This window comes from Kitasatospora sp. CB01950, from assembly GCF_001905465.1.
Taxonomy (GTDB): domain Bacteria; phylum Actinomycetota; class Actinomycetes; order Streptomycetales; family Streptomycetaceae; genus Kitasatospora.
Genome location: NZ_LISX01000003.1, coordinates 707,509 through 721,804, shown reverse-complemented (window position 1 = coordinate 721,804; position 14,296 = coordinate 707,509). Strand labels below are relative to the sequence as shown.

General features: G+C 72.3%; 12 protein-coding genes and 2 riboswitches. Of the genes, 5 read left to right on the top strand and 7 right to left on the bottom strand.

What is annotated here, in order from left to right; genetic code table 11:
- The first annotated feature begins 145 nt into the window (after nucleotides 1–145).
- Together AMK19_RS11700 and AMK19_RS11695 are read left to right on the top strand one after the other, a co-directional pair.
- Nucleotides 146–943, top strand: a complete 798-nt coding sequence (locus tag AMK19_RS11700) for a TetR/AcrR family transcriptional regulator C-terminal domain-containing protein (RefSeq protein WP_241844347.1) — start codon at nucleotides 146–148, stop codon at nucleotides 941–943.
- A 274-nt stretch (nucleotides 944–1,217) separates the two neighbouring features.
- Nucleotides 1,218–2,501 (top strand): carbohydrate-binding protein, encoded by a 1,284-nt coding sequence (locus tag AMK19_RS11695; protein ID WP_083646674.1) that lies wholly within the window; start codon nucleotides 1,218–1,220, stop codon nucleotides 2,499–2,501.
- A 110-nt stretch (nucleotides 2,502–2,611) separates the two neighbouring features.
- Here the strand turns inward: AMK19_RS11695 and AMK19_RS11690 are convergent, their stop codons facing one another.
- Nucleotides 2,612–3,103, bottom strand: coding sequence for a F0F1 ATP synthase subunit B family protein (locus tag AMK19_RS11690; RefSeq protein ID WP_073810716.1), 492 nt, complete (start codon nucleotides 3,101–3,103; stop codon nucleotides 2,612–2,614).
- 84 nt (nucleotides 3,104–3,187) lie between these two features.
- Nucleotides 3,188–3,535 carry a mycothiol transferase gene (locus tag AMK19_RS11685; protein ID WP_274536968.1) on the bottom strand — a complete coding sequence of 116 codons (348 nt, stop codon included), beginning with the start codon at nucleotides 3,533–3,535 and terminating at the stop codon, nucleotides 3,188–3,190.
- A 1-nt stretch (nucleotide 3,536) separates the two neighbouring features.
- Nucleotides 3,537–3,644: riboswitch (ZMP/ZTP riboswitch) on the top strand.
- A 30-nt stretch (nucleotides 3,645–3,674) separates the two neighbouring features.
- Here AMK19_RS11685 and AMK19_RS11680 point away from each other — a divergent pair.
- Entirely contained in the window at nucleotides 3,675–5,123 is a 1,449-nt protein-coding gene (locus AMK19_RS11680) for a glycine hydroxymethyltransferase (protein WP_073810715.1), read from the top strand.
- A 103-nt stretch (nucleotides 5,124–5,226) separates the two neighbouring features.
- Nucleotides 5,227–5,925, top strand: a complete 699-nt coding sequence (locus AMK19_RS11675; protein WP_073810713.1) for a tyrosine-protein phosphatase — start codon at nucleotides 5,227–5,229, stop codon at nucleotides 5,923–5,925.
- Nucleotides 5,926–6,301: 376 nt separating this feature from the next.
- Here the strand turns inward: AMK19_RS11675 and AMK19_RS11670 are convergent, their stop codons facing one another.
- Nucleotides 6,302–7,747, bottom strand: a complete 1,446-nt coding sequence (locus AMK19_RS11670; protein WP_083646672.1) for an MFS transporter — start codon at nucleotides 7,745–7,747, stop codon at nucleotides 6,302–6,304.
- A 102-nt stretch (nucleotides 7,748–7,849) separates the two neighbouring features.
- Nucleotides 7,850–9,103, bottom strand: coding sequence for an MFS transporter (locus tag AMK19_RS11665; RefSeq protein WP_073810711.1), 1,254 nt, complete (start codon nucleotides 9,101–9,103; stop codon nucleotides 7,850–7,852).
- Nucleotides 9,104–9,621: 518 nt separating this feature from the next.
- Nucleotides 9,622–9,788, top strand: a riboswitch (cyclic di-AMP (ydaO/yuaA leader).
- A 3-nt stretch (nucleotides 9,789–9,791) separates the two neighbouring features.
- On the opposite strand from AMK19_RS11665, the gene AMK19_RS11660 reads away from it, so the two are divergent.
- Nucleotides 9,792–10,904, top strand: a complete 1,113-nt coding sequence (locus AMK19_RS11660; RefSeq protein WP_073810709.1) for a LysM peptidoglycan-binding domain-containing protein — start codon at nucleotides 9,792–9,794, stop codon at nucleotides 10,902–10,904.
- A 22-nt stretch (nucleotides 10,905–10,926) separates the two neighbouring features.
- Here AMK19_RS11660 and AMK19_RS11655 read toward each other — a convergent pair whose 3' ends face one another.
- The 3 genes from AMK19_RS11655 to AMK19_RS11645 all read right to left on the bottom strand — a co-directional run bounded on the left by AMK19_RS11655 (nucleotide 10,927) and on the right by AMK19_RS11645 (nucleotide 14,186).
- Nucleotides 10,927–12,078 (bottom strand): CapA family protein, encoded by a 1,152-nt coding sequence (locus AMK19_RS11655; RefSeq protein ID WP_073810707.1) that lies wholly within the window; start codon nucleotides 12,076–12,078, stop codon nucleotides 10,927–10,929.
- Nucleotides 12,079–12,190: 112 nt separating this feature from the next.
- Nucleotides 12,191–13,117, bottom strand: coding sequence for an AurF N-oxygenase family protein (locus AMK19_RS11650; protein ID WP_073810705.1), 927 nt, complete (start codon nucleotides 13,115–13,117; stop codon nucleotides 12,191–12,193).
- 121 nt (nucleotides 13,118–13,238) lie between these two features.
- Complete coding sequence (locus tag AMK19_RS11645) at nucleotides 13,239–14,186, bottom strand: pseudouridine synthase (protein ID WP_073810703.1); 948 nt, start codon at nucleotides 14,184–14,186, stop codon at nucleotides 13,239–13,241.
- Between the last annotated feature and the right edge of the window lie 110 nt (nucleotides 14,187–14,296).

Sequence of the window (14,296 nt, the reverse complement as noted above, 5' to 3'; positions counted from 1 at the left end):
CGCACGGCCACCCAACCTGCCTCGACGGGCCGCACGCGCCTCCTGCGACCCGCCCCGGAAACGGACGCTTCGCCCACTGCTCGAACGGCGTTCGTCCGGAGTACGATGATCGACAGTGGAACGTTCAGCGAAAGCAGGTGGCCCGATGCCCGCGCAGATGCCCGCGATCCCGTGGCACAAGCCACGCAAGGCCGACCCGCGCCAGCCGCTCAGCCGCTCGCTGATCGTCGAGACGGCGATCCGGGTGCTGGACGCCGAGGGCCTGTCCGGGGTGACGATGCGGCGGGTCGCGCACGAGCTCGGCACCGGCCCCGCCTCGCTGTACGCGCACGTCTCCAACAAGGAGGAGTTGTTCGACCTGATGCTGGAGCGGGTGGTGTCGGAGATCCGGCTGCCGCTCCGGCCGGAGCCCGCACGCTGGAAGGAGCAGATCACCGAGATCTGCTTCGAGGCGCAGCGGGTGCTGACGGCCCATCGGGACGTGTCGCTGGTGTCGCTGGGCAGCATCCCGGTGGGCGAGAGCCAGTTGCGGATCACCGAGTTCCTGCTCGACCTGCTGCTCCAGGTGGGCATGCCGCCGCAGGTGGCGGCCTGGGCGCTGGACGGGCTGGGCCAGTTGATCGACACCGACGCGTACGAGGCCTCGGTGTACCACGAGCGGATGGCCCGGGGCACCGACATCGGTGCCTACTTCGACCAGTTGCGCGGCTACCTGCACGATCTGCCGGCCGACCGCTTCCCGACCCTGCAGCGCATGGCGGACACCATGGTGACGGGCGACGGCGACCAGCGGTACGCGTTCAAGATCGAGGTGTTCCTGCGCGGCCTGGAGTCCTTCCTCCCGGCGGGCGCGCCCGCCCCCGCGACGCCTCCGGGCCGCCCTGCCCCGGCGTCCGACGGGCAGGCCTGGCACGGCGGCGGGGCCTCCGAGGCACGCGGCTGACGGGCCGTCGGAGCCGTCCGGACGCCGCGCTCCGGGCGCCGGGAACGGGCGCCGGGAACGGGCGCCCGGGACCCGGCTGTCGGCCGCCGGGCGTCACAGTGCGTCGTGGTGCGTCGCGTGGTGCGTCGGCAAGGGTTGACGACACTCCGGCGCAGGTCTATACCAATGGGCAGTCACGTCAACCTCGGCTTGGTACCCGACCGTTGACCCGGCTGCGCGCCCCCACTTCGCGCCCCGGGCCCGCCGTCCTCGCCGCCTCCTGGAGAGGTTCTCGATGGAACGCGCACTTCCCCCACACCCCCCTGCCGTCGACGTCCCGGCGCACCGCCGCCGGCCGCGCCGCGCCCTCGCCGTCGCGCTGTCCGTGTTCGGCCTGCTGGCCGGCGCGGTGGCCGCCGTCACCGCGTCCGGACCGGCGAACGCCGCGACCACCGCCGGGATCGGCTCCAACTGGTACGCCTCCGCGCCGTACCTGATGCCGGAGGACAACAGCCCGCCGGACGCCGCCGCGGTGATGGACGCCACCGGCCAGAAGGCCTTCCAGTTGGCCTTTATCCTGGCCCAGGGCAGCAGTTGCAGCCCGGCCTGGGGCGGAACCTCCTCGATCGACTCCGACACCACCATGCCGGCGGTGATCCAGACCGTCCGCGCCAAGGGCGGCGACGTGTCGGTGTCGGTGGGCGGATACGGCGGCACCAAGCTCGGCCAGACCTGCGGCACTCCCGAGGCGACCGCCGCCGCCTACCAGAAGGTGGTCACCAAGTACGGCCTCAAGGCGATCGACTTCGACCTGGAGGAGCCGGAGTACGAGAACACCGCCGCGATCCACAACGAGATCGGCGCGGCGCGGATCCTCCAGCAGAACAACCCGGGCATCTACATCTCCATCACCACCGCGGGCACCAACGCCGGCACCGGCTGGTTCGGCACCCAGATGCTCCTCGAGGCGAAGTCGCAGGGATTCACCCCCGACAATTACTCGATCATGCCGTTCGACGGCGGCTTCGCCGGGGCCGCGGCGCAGACCGACGCGCTGGTGAAGTTCAACCAGATCCTGCAGAGCACCTTCGGCTGGAACGAGGCCACCGCGTACGCCCACGAGGGCGTGTCGATGATGAACGGCCGCACCGACGCCGCCGAGTACTTCCGGCAGGCCGACTTCCAGACCGTCCTCGACTTCGCGACCGCGCACAAGCTCGCCCGCTACACCTACTGGTCGGTCAACCGGGACCGGCAGTGCCCCGGCACGGTGGACCCCGGCCTGTCCGGGTCGTGCTCCAGCGTGGCGCAGAACGACTGGGACTTCACCAAGTTCACGGTGCGGTTCGCCGGCGCGACCCCGCCCACCACCCCGTCCTCGCCCTCGCCGACCGGCAGCTCCAGCCCGTCGACCGGCGGCACCTGCAACCCGGCCTGGCTGGCGACCACCACCTACGTGGCCGGCGACAAGGTCAGCTACAGCGGCCACAACTACCACGCCAAGTGGTGGACCCTGAACGAGAATCCGTCCGCCAGCGGCCAGTGGGGCGTGTGGGCGGACGACGGCCCGTGCGCGTGAGCGCCGGCGCTCGTGCGCGTCCCCGGTGACGCCGAACGGGCCGCCCGCTCCCGGAACTTCCGGGGGCGGGCGGCCCGTTGGCGTCCTTCGACTGCCGGTGCGGCAGTGCGTCAGACGGTGGCGCGGTTGCGGTACTCCTCCGCGATGGCACGGGTGGAGGGCAGGTCGGTCAGCGGCTCGCCGACCACCCGGGAGGCCAGCTCGGTCGCCACCTTGATGACGTCCTCGCGCAGTTCGGCCTCGGCCAGCACCTTGTCGGCGGCCAGCTGCACGTGTACCTCGGCCACCAACTGCTCACGCTGCTGGAGACCCTCGGCGCGCAGGGCGGCGATCAGGGCCGCGCCCTCCTCGGCGGCGGTCTGCCGGATCGCGGCGGCCTCGTGCCGGGCTGCGCTCAGCTCGGCCTGGAATTCGTCGCGTATCCGTTCCGCCTCGGCCCGGGCGGCCTCCGCGCGGACCAGACCGCCGTCGGTCTTGTCGTGGCGTTCGGCAAGAGTCCGCTCGATGCGCGGCAGTATGACCTTGCCGAGCACCGCGAACAGCAGGAAGAAGACAATCAGACCGAGGATCAGCTCGGGCACATTCGGTTCGAGAGGTCCCATACTCAGTATGCTATCCGGTCATCTGACGGTACGTCCGCCGGGGCCCCTCCATTCCCCTTGCCCCGCACGGCACTTCGGCCTCGCTCAGGAGCCCGTGACCCCGTCGATGTGCTCGCGCAGCAGGTCCGCGTGACCGTTGTGCCGGGCGTACTCGGCGATGACGTGCAGGAACGTCATCCGCAGCGACTGCTCCTCGTCGCACACGACCAGCGTGGCGTCCAGCGAGGCACCGGCCACCGCGAGGTCGGCGAGGCGCTGTTCCTCCAGCAGCTGCCGGTACTCCTGCTCGGCGCGCGCCGGGTCCAGCAGGTCGAAGTCGGCGCCCTTGTGGCCCTCGACGAAGTGCAACGGCGGGACGTCCTCGCCGCCTCGGACGATACGAGCTCGGACGATGCGGGCTCGGACGGACCGGTCGCGGCGGGTTGGTACCATCGCGGTGAGCCGTGACTGGCGCGCTGGGATGGAACTCACCATCGGGGAGCGGCTCCGCACGGAACCCGCGGGTTCCGTTGTGCTGTAGCCGAGCGCCTGGGCCGTCCGAATCGTCGCCGTTCCGTACGAGGAGACCGCCTTGGCCGAGTCCCTGCTTCCGCACACCTTCGGCAGCCCTGCCGCCGACACCGCCTTCCGCAGCGCCCTGGACGTGGTGCGCGCCGTCGAACCGCGGGTCGCCGCGGCGATCGGCGCGGAGATCGAGGACCAGCGTGCCTCGCTGAAGCTGATCGCCAGTGAGAACTACGCCTCGCCCGCCGTGCTGCTGGCGATGGGCAACTGGCTGAGCGACAAGTACGCGGAGGGCACCCCCGGCCGCCGTTTCTACGCGGGCTGCCGGAACGTCGACACGGTGGAGCTGCTGGCCGCCGAGCACGCCCGGGAGCTGTTCGGCGCCGAGCACGCGTACGTGCAGCCGCACTCCGGGATCGACGCCAACCTGACGGCGTTCTGGGCGGTGCTCTCGCAGCGGGTGGAGAGCCCGGCGCTGCACCGGGCGGGCGTGCGCAACGTCAACGACCTGAGCGAGCAGGACTGGGCGGAGCTCCGCCACGAGCTGGGCAACCAGCGGATGCTCGGCATGTCGCTGGACACCGGCGGGCACCTGACGCACGGCTTCCGCCCGAACATCTCCGGCAAGATGTTCGACCAGCGCAGCTACGGGACGGACCCCGTGACCGGGCTGGTCGACTACAACGAGGTCCGGCGGATCGCCCTCGACTTCAAGCCGCTGATCCTGGTCGCCGGGTACTCGGCGTACCCGCGGCTGGTGAACTTCCGCAAGATGCGGGAGATCGCGGACGAGGTCGGCGCGACCCTGATGGTCGACATGGCGCACTTCGCCGGGCTGGTCGCGGGCAAGGTACTGACCGGCGACTTCGACCCGGTCGCGCACGCGCAGATCGTCACCACCACCACGCACAAGTCCCTGCGCGGCCCGCGCGGCGGCATGGTGCTGTGCACCTCCGAGCTGGCCGAGCACGTCGACCGGGGCTGCCCGCTGGTGCTCGGCGGCCCGCTGTCGCACGTGATGGCCGCGAAGGCCGTCGCGTTCGCGGAGGCCCGCCGTCCCGAGTTCCGGGTGTACGCCCAGCAGGTGGTGGACAACGCGCACGCGCTGGCCGAGGGCCTGTTGAAGCGAGGCGCCCGACTGGTGACCGGCGGCACCGAGAACCACCTGGTGCTGGCGGACGTCTCCTCCTACGGTCTGACCGGCCGGCAGGCCGAGGCGGCGCTGCTGGACTCGGGGATCGTCACCAACCGCAACTCCGTGCCGCAGGACCGGAACGGCGCCTGGTACACCTCGGGCGTCCGACTCGGCACCCCCGCCCTCACCACCCGCGGCCTGGGCACGGCGGAGCTGGACGAGGTCGCCGACCTGATCCACACCGTGCTGTCCTCGACCTCCGCCGCCGGCACGTCCAAGGCGCAGTACGTGCTCGACACGGCCGTCCGCGACGCGGTCGCCAAGCGCGCCGTCGACCTGCTCGCCGAGTACCCGCTCTACCCCGGCATCACCCTCGCCTGACCGCCACTCGCCCGGCGGCCCGGGCCGCGGCCTCCCCTGCCGCGCCCCGGGCTGCCCGGCCCGCCCGGCCGTCGGCGAGCCCGGGCTGCCTAGGATGGCCGCCATGATCGCAGACGAATCTACGGCGGCGGACGTGGCCGGCCTCACCGTCCCCGGGGTGCGCAACTTCCGGGACGCGGGCGGTCTCGGGGCCCTCCCCCACGGAGTGCTGTACCGCTCCGGCGCCCTGGACGGACTGACGCCCGACGGCGCGCAGAAGCTGTGGGACCTCGGCGTGCGCACCGTCATCGACGTGCGCAGCGCTCCGGAGACCGCCGCCCGCCCGGATGCACTCGGCGACAGCGGCATCCGTCACCTGCACGTCCCGGTCTTCCCCGAGCAGCGCTGGCCCGAGGAGCAGGCCGAGCTGTACCCGCTGATGGCCGAACACGCCGGACGCCCCGCCGTCGCGGCGGTCCGCGCCCTGCTCACCGCCGAACGCCGGGCCGTCCTCGTCCACTGCGCGTCCGGCAAGGACCGCACCGGCCTGGTGGTCGCCCTGGTGCAGTCGCTGCTGGGAGCCGCCGAGCCGGAGATCCTCGCCGACTTCCTCCACTCCAACACCGCGCTGGGCCTCACCACGCCCGGCCCCGACGCCCCCGGCCACGCCACCCGCCCGGTCACGGCCGTCCTCCTGCGACGCGCCCTGATCTCCGTCCGCTCCCACCACGGCACCCTGGACGACCACCTGCGCGCCCACGGTGCCCGGACCTCCGAACTCGCCTCCCTGCGTGCCGAGTTCCACTCCCCGGAGCGCCGGTAGCGGCCGACCGGTGCCCCGATGCCGACCTGGCGGAGGGGCGCCGGCGACTGCCGAAGAGCCCTCTCCGCTACTCCCCCGGCACCGTGGTGGAGGTGAGCTGCAAGCCGGCCGGCCGGTGTGTCGCGTCCGGAACGGACCACGAGGGTCGGGGACGCCGCCAAGTTCCTGTTCGGCCTGTGGCTGTTCTCCTTCACTCCCGGCCTCGTGCTGTTGACACTGAGCGCCCGTCGCTCCACCAAGCTCCGGCGCACGGGAAGACTGCCCCACCACGACATCGGTATGCCGCTCCGCCTGGTCATCACCTGGCTCGTCGTGCTGCCGGTCCTGGCGCTGGTGCTGGGCATCGTCCCGATCGTCCTTCAGACCTTTCTGTTGATCAGTTGCGCGGGTGGGTCTCGTACATCCGCACCGCCACGGTGACGCCCGCCGCGGCGGTCAGTGCGGCGACCGCCCAGATCGCGGTGGTCACGCCGTACGCGTCGGCGAGGATGCCCGCCAGCAGTGCGCCGACCGCGAAGCCGCCGTCGCGCCAGAGTCGGTAGATGCCGACGGCGCGTGCCCGCCAGGCAGGGTGGGCGACGTCTCCGACGACCGCCAGCAGCGTCGGGTAGACCAGCGCGGTGCCCGCACCCAGCAGGGCCTGGGCGGCGGCCCACACCGGGAAGCTGGTTCCGACCGCGACCAGGCCGAGGGCGGCGGCCTGCAGCAGCATGCCCGCGGTGATCAGGTGCTTGCGTCCGATGCGGTCCGACCACCAGCCGGTGAGCATCTGCCCCGCGCCCCAGACCGCCGGGTAGAGCGCGGCCAGGATGCCGATCCGGCCGAGCTCCAGTCCGTGCGCGGCGTACAGCAGCGGGAAGATGCCCCAGGCGAGGGCATCGTTGAGGTTGTTGACCATGCCGGCCCAGCTGGCGGCGGACAGCGCCCGGTCGCCGAGGCTGGTGATCCGGGCTATTCGGGCCGTACTGAACCTCGCCGGGTCGTCCGGTCCGCCGTGCGCGGGAGCCGTACCGGTGCTCTCGGACGCCGCCGCGGCCGCGCTATCGGGCGTCGCGTCGACTGCACGCACCGCTGCACCGGCAGTGGCCGTTCCCTCCGACGGCGTGCCACTGGACGCCGCGTGTGCGGCGGCCTCGGCCCGGGCGTGTTCGCGGGTCTCCCGGACGGCGGCGACTGTCAGCCCCAGGCCGAGCGCGACGTAGGCCGCGCCGAGCAGGAAGGGCTGCGGGCGCAGACCCCACTGCGCCGCGATGGCGCCGGTGGCGGTGGCGGTGACGGCCACCGCGAGGTAGCCCGCCGCCTCGTTGAGGCCCATCGCGAGGCCGCGCCGGGCCGGGCCCACCAGATCGATCTTCATGATCACGGTGGTGGACCAGGTGAGGCCCTGGTTGACGCCGAGCAGCATGTTCGCCGCGACGATCCACCCCCAGGTCGGCCCCCAGGCCAGCATCGCCGGTATCGGCAGGGCCACCAGCCAGCCTGCGATCAGCACCGGCCTGCGCCCGTACCGGTCGGAGAGGGTGCCGGCGAAGAAGTTGGTGACCGCCTTGGTCGCGCCGAACGCCAGGATGTACGTCAACGCCCCCGTGTAGGCGGACAGGTGGAAGACCTGGTCGGCGAGCAGCGGCAGGACCGTCCGCTCCTGGCCGAGCATGCCGCCGACCAGGGCGTTGACCGCCACCAGCAGACCGAACTGGGCGAGGTTGGCGCGCAGTCCGAGCCGGATCGGTCGGGTCGCGGCCCCGCCGGCCGGGGCGGTGCGCGGAGCGGCGCTGGGCGCGGCTGCCGGGGGCGGCAGCGGGCGCTTGGCCTGGATGGACATGGGTGGCTCCCGGATGGTGCGTGGATCGTGGTGCGTGGAGGAACGGAGCTCCACGGGCGTCGGTCGAGCGGCGGAGCATCATCGCGATGATATTCCAATCTTTCATGGATGAGTGGAGCTCGTATCCGCCAGTGGCTGCGCAGGCAGCCTCCGGACAGCCGGCAGGGCGAGCAGGAGGAAGGCGGCAGGAACGGCCAGCGCGGTCATGCCGAACAGCGTCCGGTGGACGCCGATCCCGTCCGAGAGCGGGCCCGCGAGCACCAGGCCGAGTGGCATCAGCGCCACCGCGATCAGGTGGTCGTAAGAACTGACCCGGGACAGCACCTGCTCGGGTATGTGCACCTGGAGCGCGGTCTCCCAGAGCACGAAGAACAGCGAGACACCGACTCCCGTACAGGCCTCCAGCAGGGCGATCACTGCGACCGGGGCACCGGAGCCGATGATCAGCGCCTGGCAGGAGGCGATCGCCATCGCGACGGCAGCCACAGCCATCGGCCGGGCCGGTTTCAGGCGGTAGGCGCAGACGTCGCCGACGATCGAGCCGAGGCCGAAGGCCGCGACCACCACGGCCCAGGCGCCGGCCCCGCCCCATTCGCGATCCGCCAGGACCGGGCCGAGCACGAAGACGGAGGGCAGCACCACCACGTGGTAGACCGCCATGGCGAGCATCCCCGACCACACCCAGGTCCGTTCCCGCACCTGCCGCCAGCCGACCCGGAGTTCAGCCAGGAACCCGAGCCGCTCGGCCCGCTCCGCGACGGCCGGGCCGCCCACCGCGCCGAGCCTCGCCAGCACGGCGGCGCTGGCCGCGAAACTCACGGCATCCACCAGCAGGGCTCCGCCCGGCCCGACCAGGGCGACCAGCGCGCCGGCCAATGCCGGACCGACCACCAGGCCCACCGAGTGCACGAACCCGCGCAACGCGTTGGCCTCGCCCAGCCGTTCACTCGGCACCAGCAGCGGAAGCAGCCCGGTGGAGGCCGGCAGGAAGAAGGCGTCCGCCACTCCGAACACGACCATCAGCAATGCCAGCACCCCGACCCGGGCCGTCCCGGTGAGCAGCAGCACCGCGACGGCGGCCTGGACAGCGCACCGCACCAGGTCGGAGACCAGCATGATCCACTGTCTCGGTATCCGGTCTGCCCACACCCCGCCGATCAGCGTGAAGACCAGCACCGGCAGCAGGCCCGCCGCGGTCACCAGCCCGACATCGACGGCCGAGCCGCCGATCGACAGCACCGCGAACGGCAGCGCCACGAACGACACCCGATCACCCAGGATCGACAGCGACTGGCCGATGAACAGGCGGGCGAACTGGCGCTCCACCCGGAGCACTTCGGGAATCAGCACAGCCACGGGCACCTCCACAACAGGTCGGGGAACAGCGATCACCGCGATGGTAGGAAGCCCCGGAGCGGCCTGTCGCGTGATTTATCCACAACGCGGCCAATGCCCTGATTTACCTCAACTACCGCCACCATCACCGGAGTTGACTGCCATCCAGCCCGATTCTCCCGAAACCGGCCGCCCGCCTTCCCTCCTTCCCGCATCCCAATCCCACCGATCGGCCAGACTTTCGCACCCACCCTTCCGACCGACCGGCCGTCCGATCGCCCGACCTCGCCCAACGCCCCAAGCGCGCCCGGCCGCGCCCGACGCCCCGAACGACCGTCAACAGGTCGCTCACGCACGGACGCCGCACTCCCCCGCTCCCACAAGGATGTTCCGTGCCCGACGGGCGCCCGAGCCCACGTGACGCACCCGTGATCCGGGCGCGATGAGCTTGTGATTGGTCCGTTCGAGTGAATAGGCTCGGTCCCGCCCGCACCGCCGGGTCCCGCGCGCGGCAACGCCGAACCCTGTCCGCCGTGTTGCCGGGTCGACCACCACAACCCTGGACAGGGACGGGGGAACCAGGTACATCGCCGTCCCCACGGCTAGGGGTGAAGCCGCCCGCACCGGATCCGACCGGCCCGCGGCGGCCGGGCCTCCTCCCGGTCCGAACCCGACAGCTCACCTCGCAGGCGTGCGGAGAGGACCGGACATGCTCTTCACGGGTTCCGGGCGCCACCGTCGGCAGAGCCCGGCGGAGAAGGCCGCCGAGCGGGCGCTCGTCGCAGCAGGCGTCGCCGGCGTCGGCCTCGCCCTGCCGTTGCTCGCCACGACGGGCGCACATGCCGCACCCAGCTCGGTCTGGGACCGGGTCGCCGCCTGCGAGAGCGGCGGAAACTGGACCTCCGACTCGGGCAACGGCCTGTACGGCGGCCTCCAGATCACCGCCCAGCGCTGGATCGACTACGGCGGCGCCCAGTACGCCGAGCTGCCCAGCGGGGCCACCCGCAGCCAGCAGATCGCGGTCGCCGAACGCATCCTGGCCACCGAGGGCCCGCAGCCGTGGGCCTCCTGCGTGGACTCCGCGGACCTGCGCACGGCCAGCGCCCCCGGCGTGGTGGACAACAACGACTCCGCGGACGAGTCGGGTGCGCTGCGCGGTGCCCGCGGCGCAGCGGCCGTCAACTCCGCCGCGGACGGCACCGTCGCCGCGCCGAACGCCGCGCCGGTGTTCTCCGGCCTGCCCGGCTACGACCCGATCTACCACGTGTACTGGTACCAGAAGAACGGCGCCTGGTTCTGGACCAGTCACCAGAGCCTGTACGAGCGCTACATGCAGCTGACGTATCCTCAGCCGCCCACGGCCACGCCGTCCCCGACCACCACCCCGGACGCCCAGGCCACCCCGCCCGCGCCGGGCATTCCGGCCGATCCGAGCGCCACCCCCAGCCCGACCACGCCCCCCGAGGACCAGCACGGCAACGGGAACGGCGCCGAGAACGGCAACGGCAACAACCAGGGCCAGGGCAACAACGGCAACGGCCACTCGCCCGCCCCGGACCCGGCACCCACCACCCCGGACCCGAGCACGCCCGCGCCCACGGCCCCGCCCGCGGCCACCGATGCCCCGCCGGCATCGAGCGCCCCGGCCACCACGCCTCCGTCCCCGCAGCCGTACACCGTCGGCCCGGGCGACACCCTCGCGAACATCGCCCGCAGCCACGAGCTGGGCGGCGGCTGGACCGAGCTCTACAAGGGCAACCAGCAGGTGGTGGGCGAGAATCCGGACCTGATCCGCCCGGGCCAGGTGCTGAACCTGGGCTGACGCCCGCCCGGGCCGGCCGCCGTCAGTTCGGGACGGCGGCCAGCCCGGTGCACCCGCGCAGTCCGTCGCGGCGCTTCTGCGCAGCCTGCGCCGCGCTGCCGGTCTGTGGAACGGGCACGCCCCGACCGTCGATGTGCGCGGGAGTGAACGTTTCTCCGGTGACCCGCCCGTCCGCGGTGATGGTGAGCGTGGTGACGCCGGTCTCGTCGGAGGCGGTGTAGTTCGAGGTGCCGTACCAGAGGAAGTTGCCGAAGCCGTACGCCACATAGGTGTTCCCGAGCATGCCCGCGCCGACCATGGTGTGGGCGTGGGTGCCGACCACTGCGGTGGCTCCGGCGGCGGCGAGCTTCTTGGCGATCGCCTTCTGCGCGGCGGTCGGGCAGGCCACGCCTTCCTCGCCCCAGTGCAGGTAGACCAGTACCACGGGTGCCTGCGCCTTGGCCTCGGTGACGGCGTGCAGCAGTGACTTCTCGTCGAACGCGGAGGCGATGCCGGCCTTGTGCTCGCCGGCCCGCCACTTCTGGTTGGTGAGGTCGTCGACCTGGCTCGCCGCCAGCACGGCGACCTTCGTTCCGTGCACGGTGGCGATGTGCGGTGCGAAGGCTTCGGCCGCGTCCCTGCCGATGCCGATCAGCGGGATCGGAGAGTTCGCCTTGGCGGCAAGGGTGTCGGCGAGGCCGTCGGCGCCGAAGTCGACGGCGTGGTTGTTGGCCTGGGAGAGCACGTCCACTCCGGCGTCCTTGAGTGCGGTGAGCGCCTTGGGGCCGGTGCGGAAGGTGTAGGTCTTGGGTTCGGGCTTGCCCCGGCCGGTGATCGCGGTCTCCAGGTTCAGCACCGCGAGGTCGGCGGCGGCCAGGGTCTTGGCGATCGGCCCGAACGCGGTCTCGGCGGTGGGGGCGGTCAGCCGGGAGGCGGTCCGGCCCTCGAAGTGGACGTCGCCGGCGAAGGCGACCGTGATGACACCGGCCCCGGCACTCGATGCCGCGCTCGCCCCGGCACTGGCCTCCGCCCCGCCGTTGCCGGGCACCGCAGACGACGTGCCCCCGGCGGATTCCCCGGCGGGGGCGGTGGCCGTCGTCCCGTCTCCGCCCGGTGGTGTCGGTCCGCCGCACCCGGCGACGGCGGTGAGCAGCAGGACGGCGACAGCGGCGGTGCCGAGTGGTGCGCGGCGCATGGTGATCCCCCCGGATCGTTCGGTGCGTCGCACTGTATCTTCGCCACTTCCGCACCGGAAGGCCGCTTCCGCACCGAACGGTCACAACCGGGCCGCCGACAGCCCCCGTCGCTCAGGCGATCACTCCGGCGGCGCGCAGCAGCCAGCGGTTGGCGCCGCCGACGAGTCCGGCCCGGTCCAGGACGCCGATCACCTTCCGCGCCATCTCGATCTTGGTGCTGCGCCAGTGCGGGTTGGCCCGGGCGACGGCCTTGCCGGCCTTCGGGTCGATGCCGACGGCGGCGTAGACCCGGGGGTGGATCAGCGCGGTGGTGGCGAAGTAGATGACCACGCCGAGGAAGAGCTGCTCCCAGCGCCGCTGCACCATTCCGAGGCGCTTGCGGACGAGTTCCTCCCGGGCGTAGCTGATGTGCCGGGCCTCCTCGATGACGTGGATCCGGGAGACCTGCCGGATGAGCGGCTGGAGGGTGTCGTCGTTCATCACTTCGCGCTGGAAGGCGTCCAGGATCTCTTCGACGTACATGGTGCCGCCGAAGGTCTGGCTGTGGGTGGAGATCGCCTTGAACAGCCGGCCGAGGTTGTGGGCGGCGAATCCGGCGCCGTAGGAGGGAGCGCCCATCTTGGCGATCATGCGGGCGAACATGATCGAGTGCCGGCATTCGTCGGCGATCTCGGTGAGCGCGTACTGGACGTGGTTGCTGGTGGGGTCCCGGTCGAAGGCGTGGCGCAGCAGCATCTGCATGAGGATCTCCTCGAACCAGATGCCGACGCTCGCGATCGAGGCGACCTCGTGCTTGGAGAGCTCGATGCGCTCGTCCTCGGTCATCCGCTCCCACAGGCCGGTGCCGTAGAGGGAGAGGTGCCGGGGCGGGCAGTAGTAGGCGCCCGGGACGGGGTCGGCGTCCCAGTCGACGTCCTTGAGTGGGTCGAACGAGAGCTTCGCGGAGGAGGCGAGCAGACGTTCGGCGGTGCGTTCCCGATCGGGGGCCGTGCGCTCGCGGTCGGGGGCGCCGGGTGTGGCGGCGGGCTGGGGCGGCATGCCGGCTCCTTCGCGGTGGGGTGGAGTGGAACGGTGCCACTGCCCGCGAAGGTAGAAGTTATTAGACTGTCCGTCAATACAATGCGCAGAAGACGGCGCCCGCCGCCCTTCCGAGGGTCCGTCAGCCGCGCCAGCCGGCCGGGTCGGACCATGCCGCCAGGACCCGTCCGCTGACGTAGCGCCGTGCTGTGCCGTCCACGGGGTCGGTGAACTCCAGGCAGCGGGCGAGCAGTTGGAGCGGACGCCGGTAGTCCTCGGGGTCCTGCTCGGGCAGCAGTTCGGGGTAGATGGGGTCGCCGAGGATCGGCAGGCCGAGCCCGTTCATGTGCACCCGGAGCTGGTGGGTGCGGCCGGTGCGCGGGGCGAGCCGGTAGCGGCCGAGGCCCTCGCAGGTCTCGATCAGCTCGACCCTGCTCTCGGCGTTCGGCTCGCCCGGCACCCGGTAGGCGTCCAGTCGGCCGTGGTCCTTGACCAGCCGGTCGATCACGGTGGTCGGCAGGCTCACCGACGGATCGTGGCGGGCTATCGCCTCGTACGTCTTGACGGTCTCCCGCCGTTCGAACAGTCCCTGGTAGGCGCCCCGGCAGGCGGGGTCGGCGACGAACAGCACCACGCCGGCGGTGAGCCGGTCCAGGCGGTGCGCGGGGCTGAGCCGGGGCAGGTCGAGGTCGCGGCGCAGCCGGGCGAGCGCGGTCTCGGTGGCGTGGCTGCCGCGCGGCGTGGTGGCCAGGTAGTGCGGCTTGTCGGCGACGACGATCCGCTCGTCGCGGTACAGCACCTCGACGGGAAACGGCACCACGGGTTCGGGCGGTCCGGGTTCGCGGTGGAACCAGACGTGGCCGCCGGGCCGGTAGGGCGTGGCGGGGGCGATCGGCCCGTCGGTGCCGACGAACTCGCCGGCGTCGAGCATCGCCGCGATCCGTCCCGGCCCGGCGGCGGTGCCGTAGCGCTCCTCCAGGTAGGCCCGGACGGTCGGCCAGGGCTCGTCGATCGGCAGGCGTACGTGGACGGGGTCGATGCCGTCGCGCTGCGGCAGGGGGCTGACGGGGGCGGGGGGCCTACGCGCCATCGGGCGCCGCCCGGTGGTCGGTCCGACGGGTGTCCATCCGGTCCACGATAGCGGCCGATCACCCGTCTGGGCGCGGGCGGCCCGGCGTGCGACGATGGCAGGGCGGTACC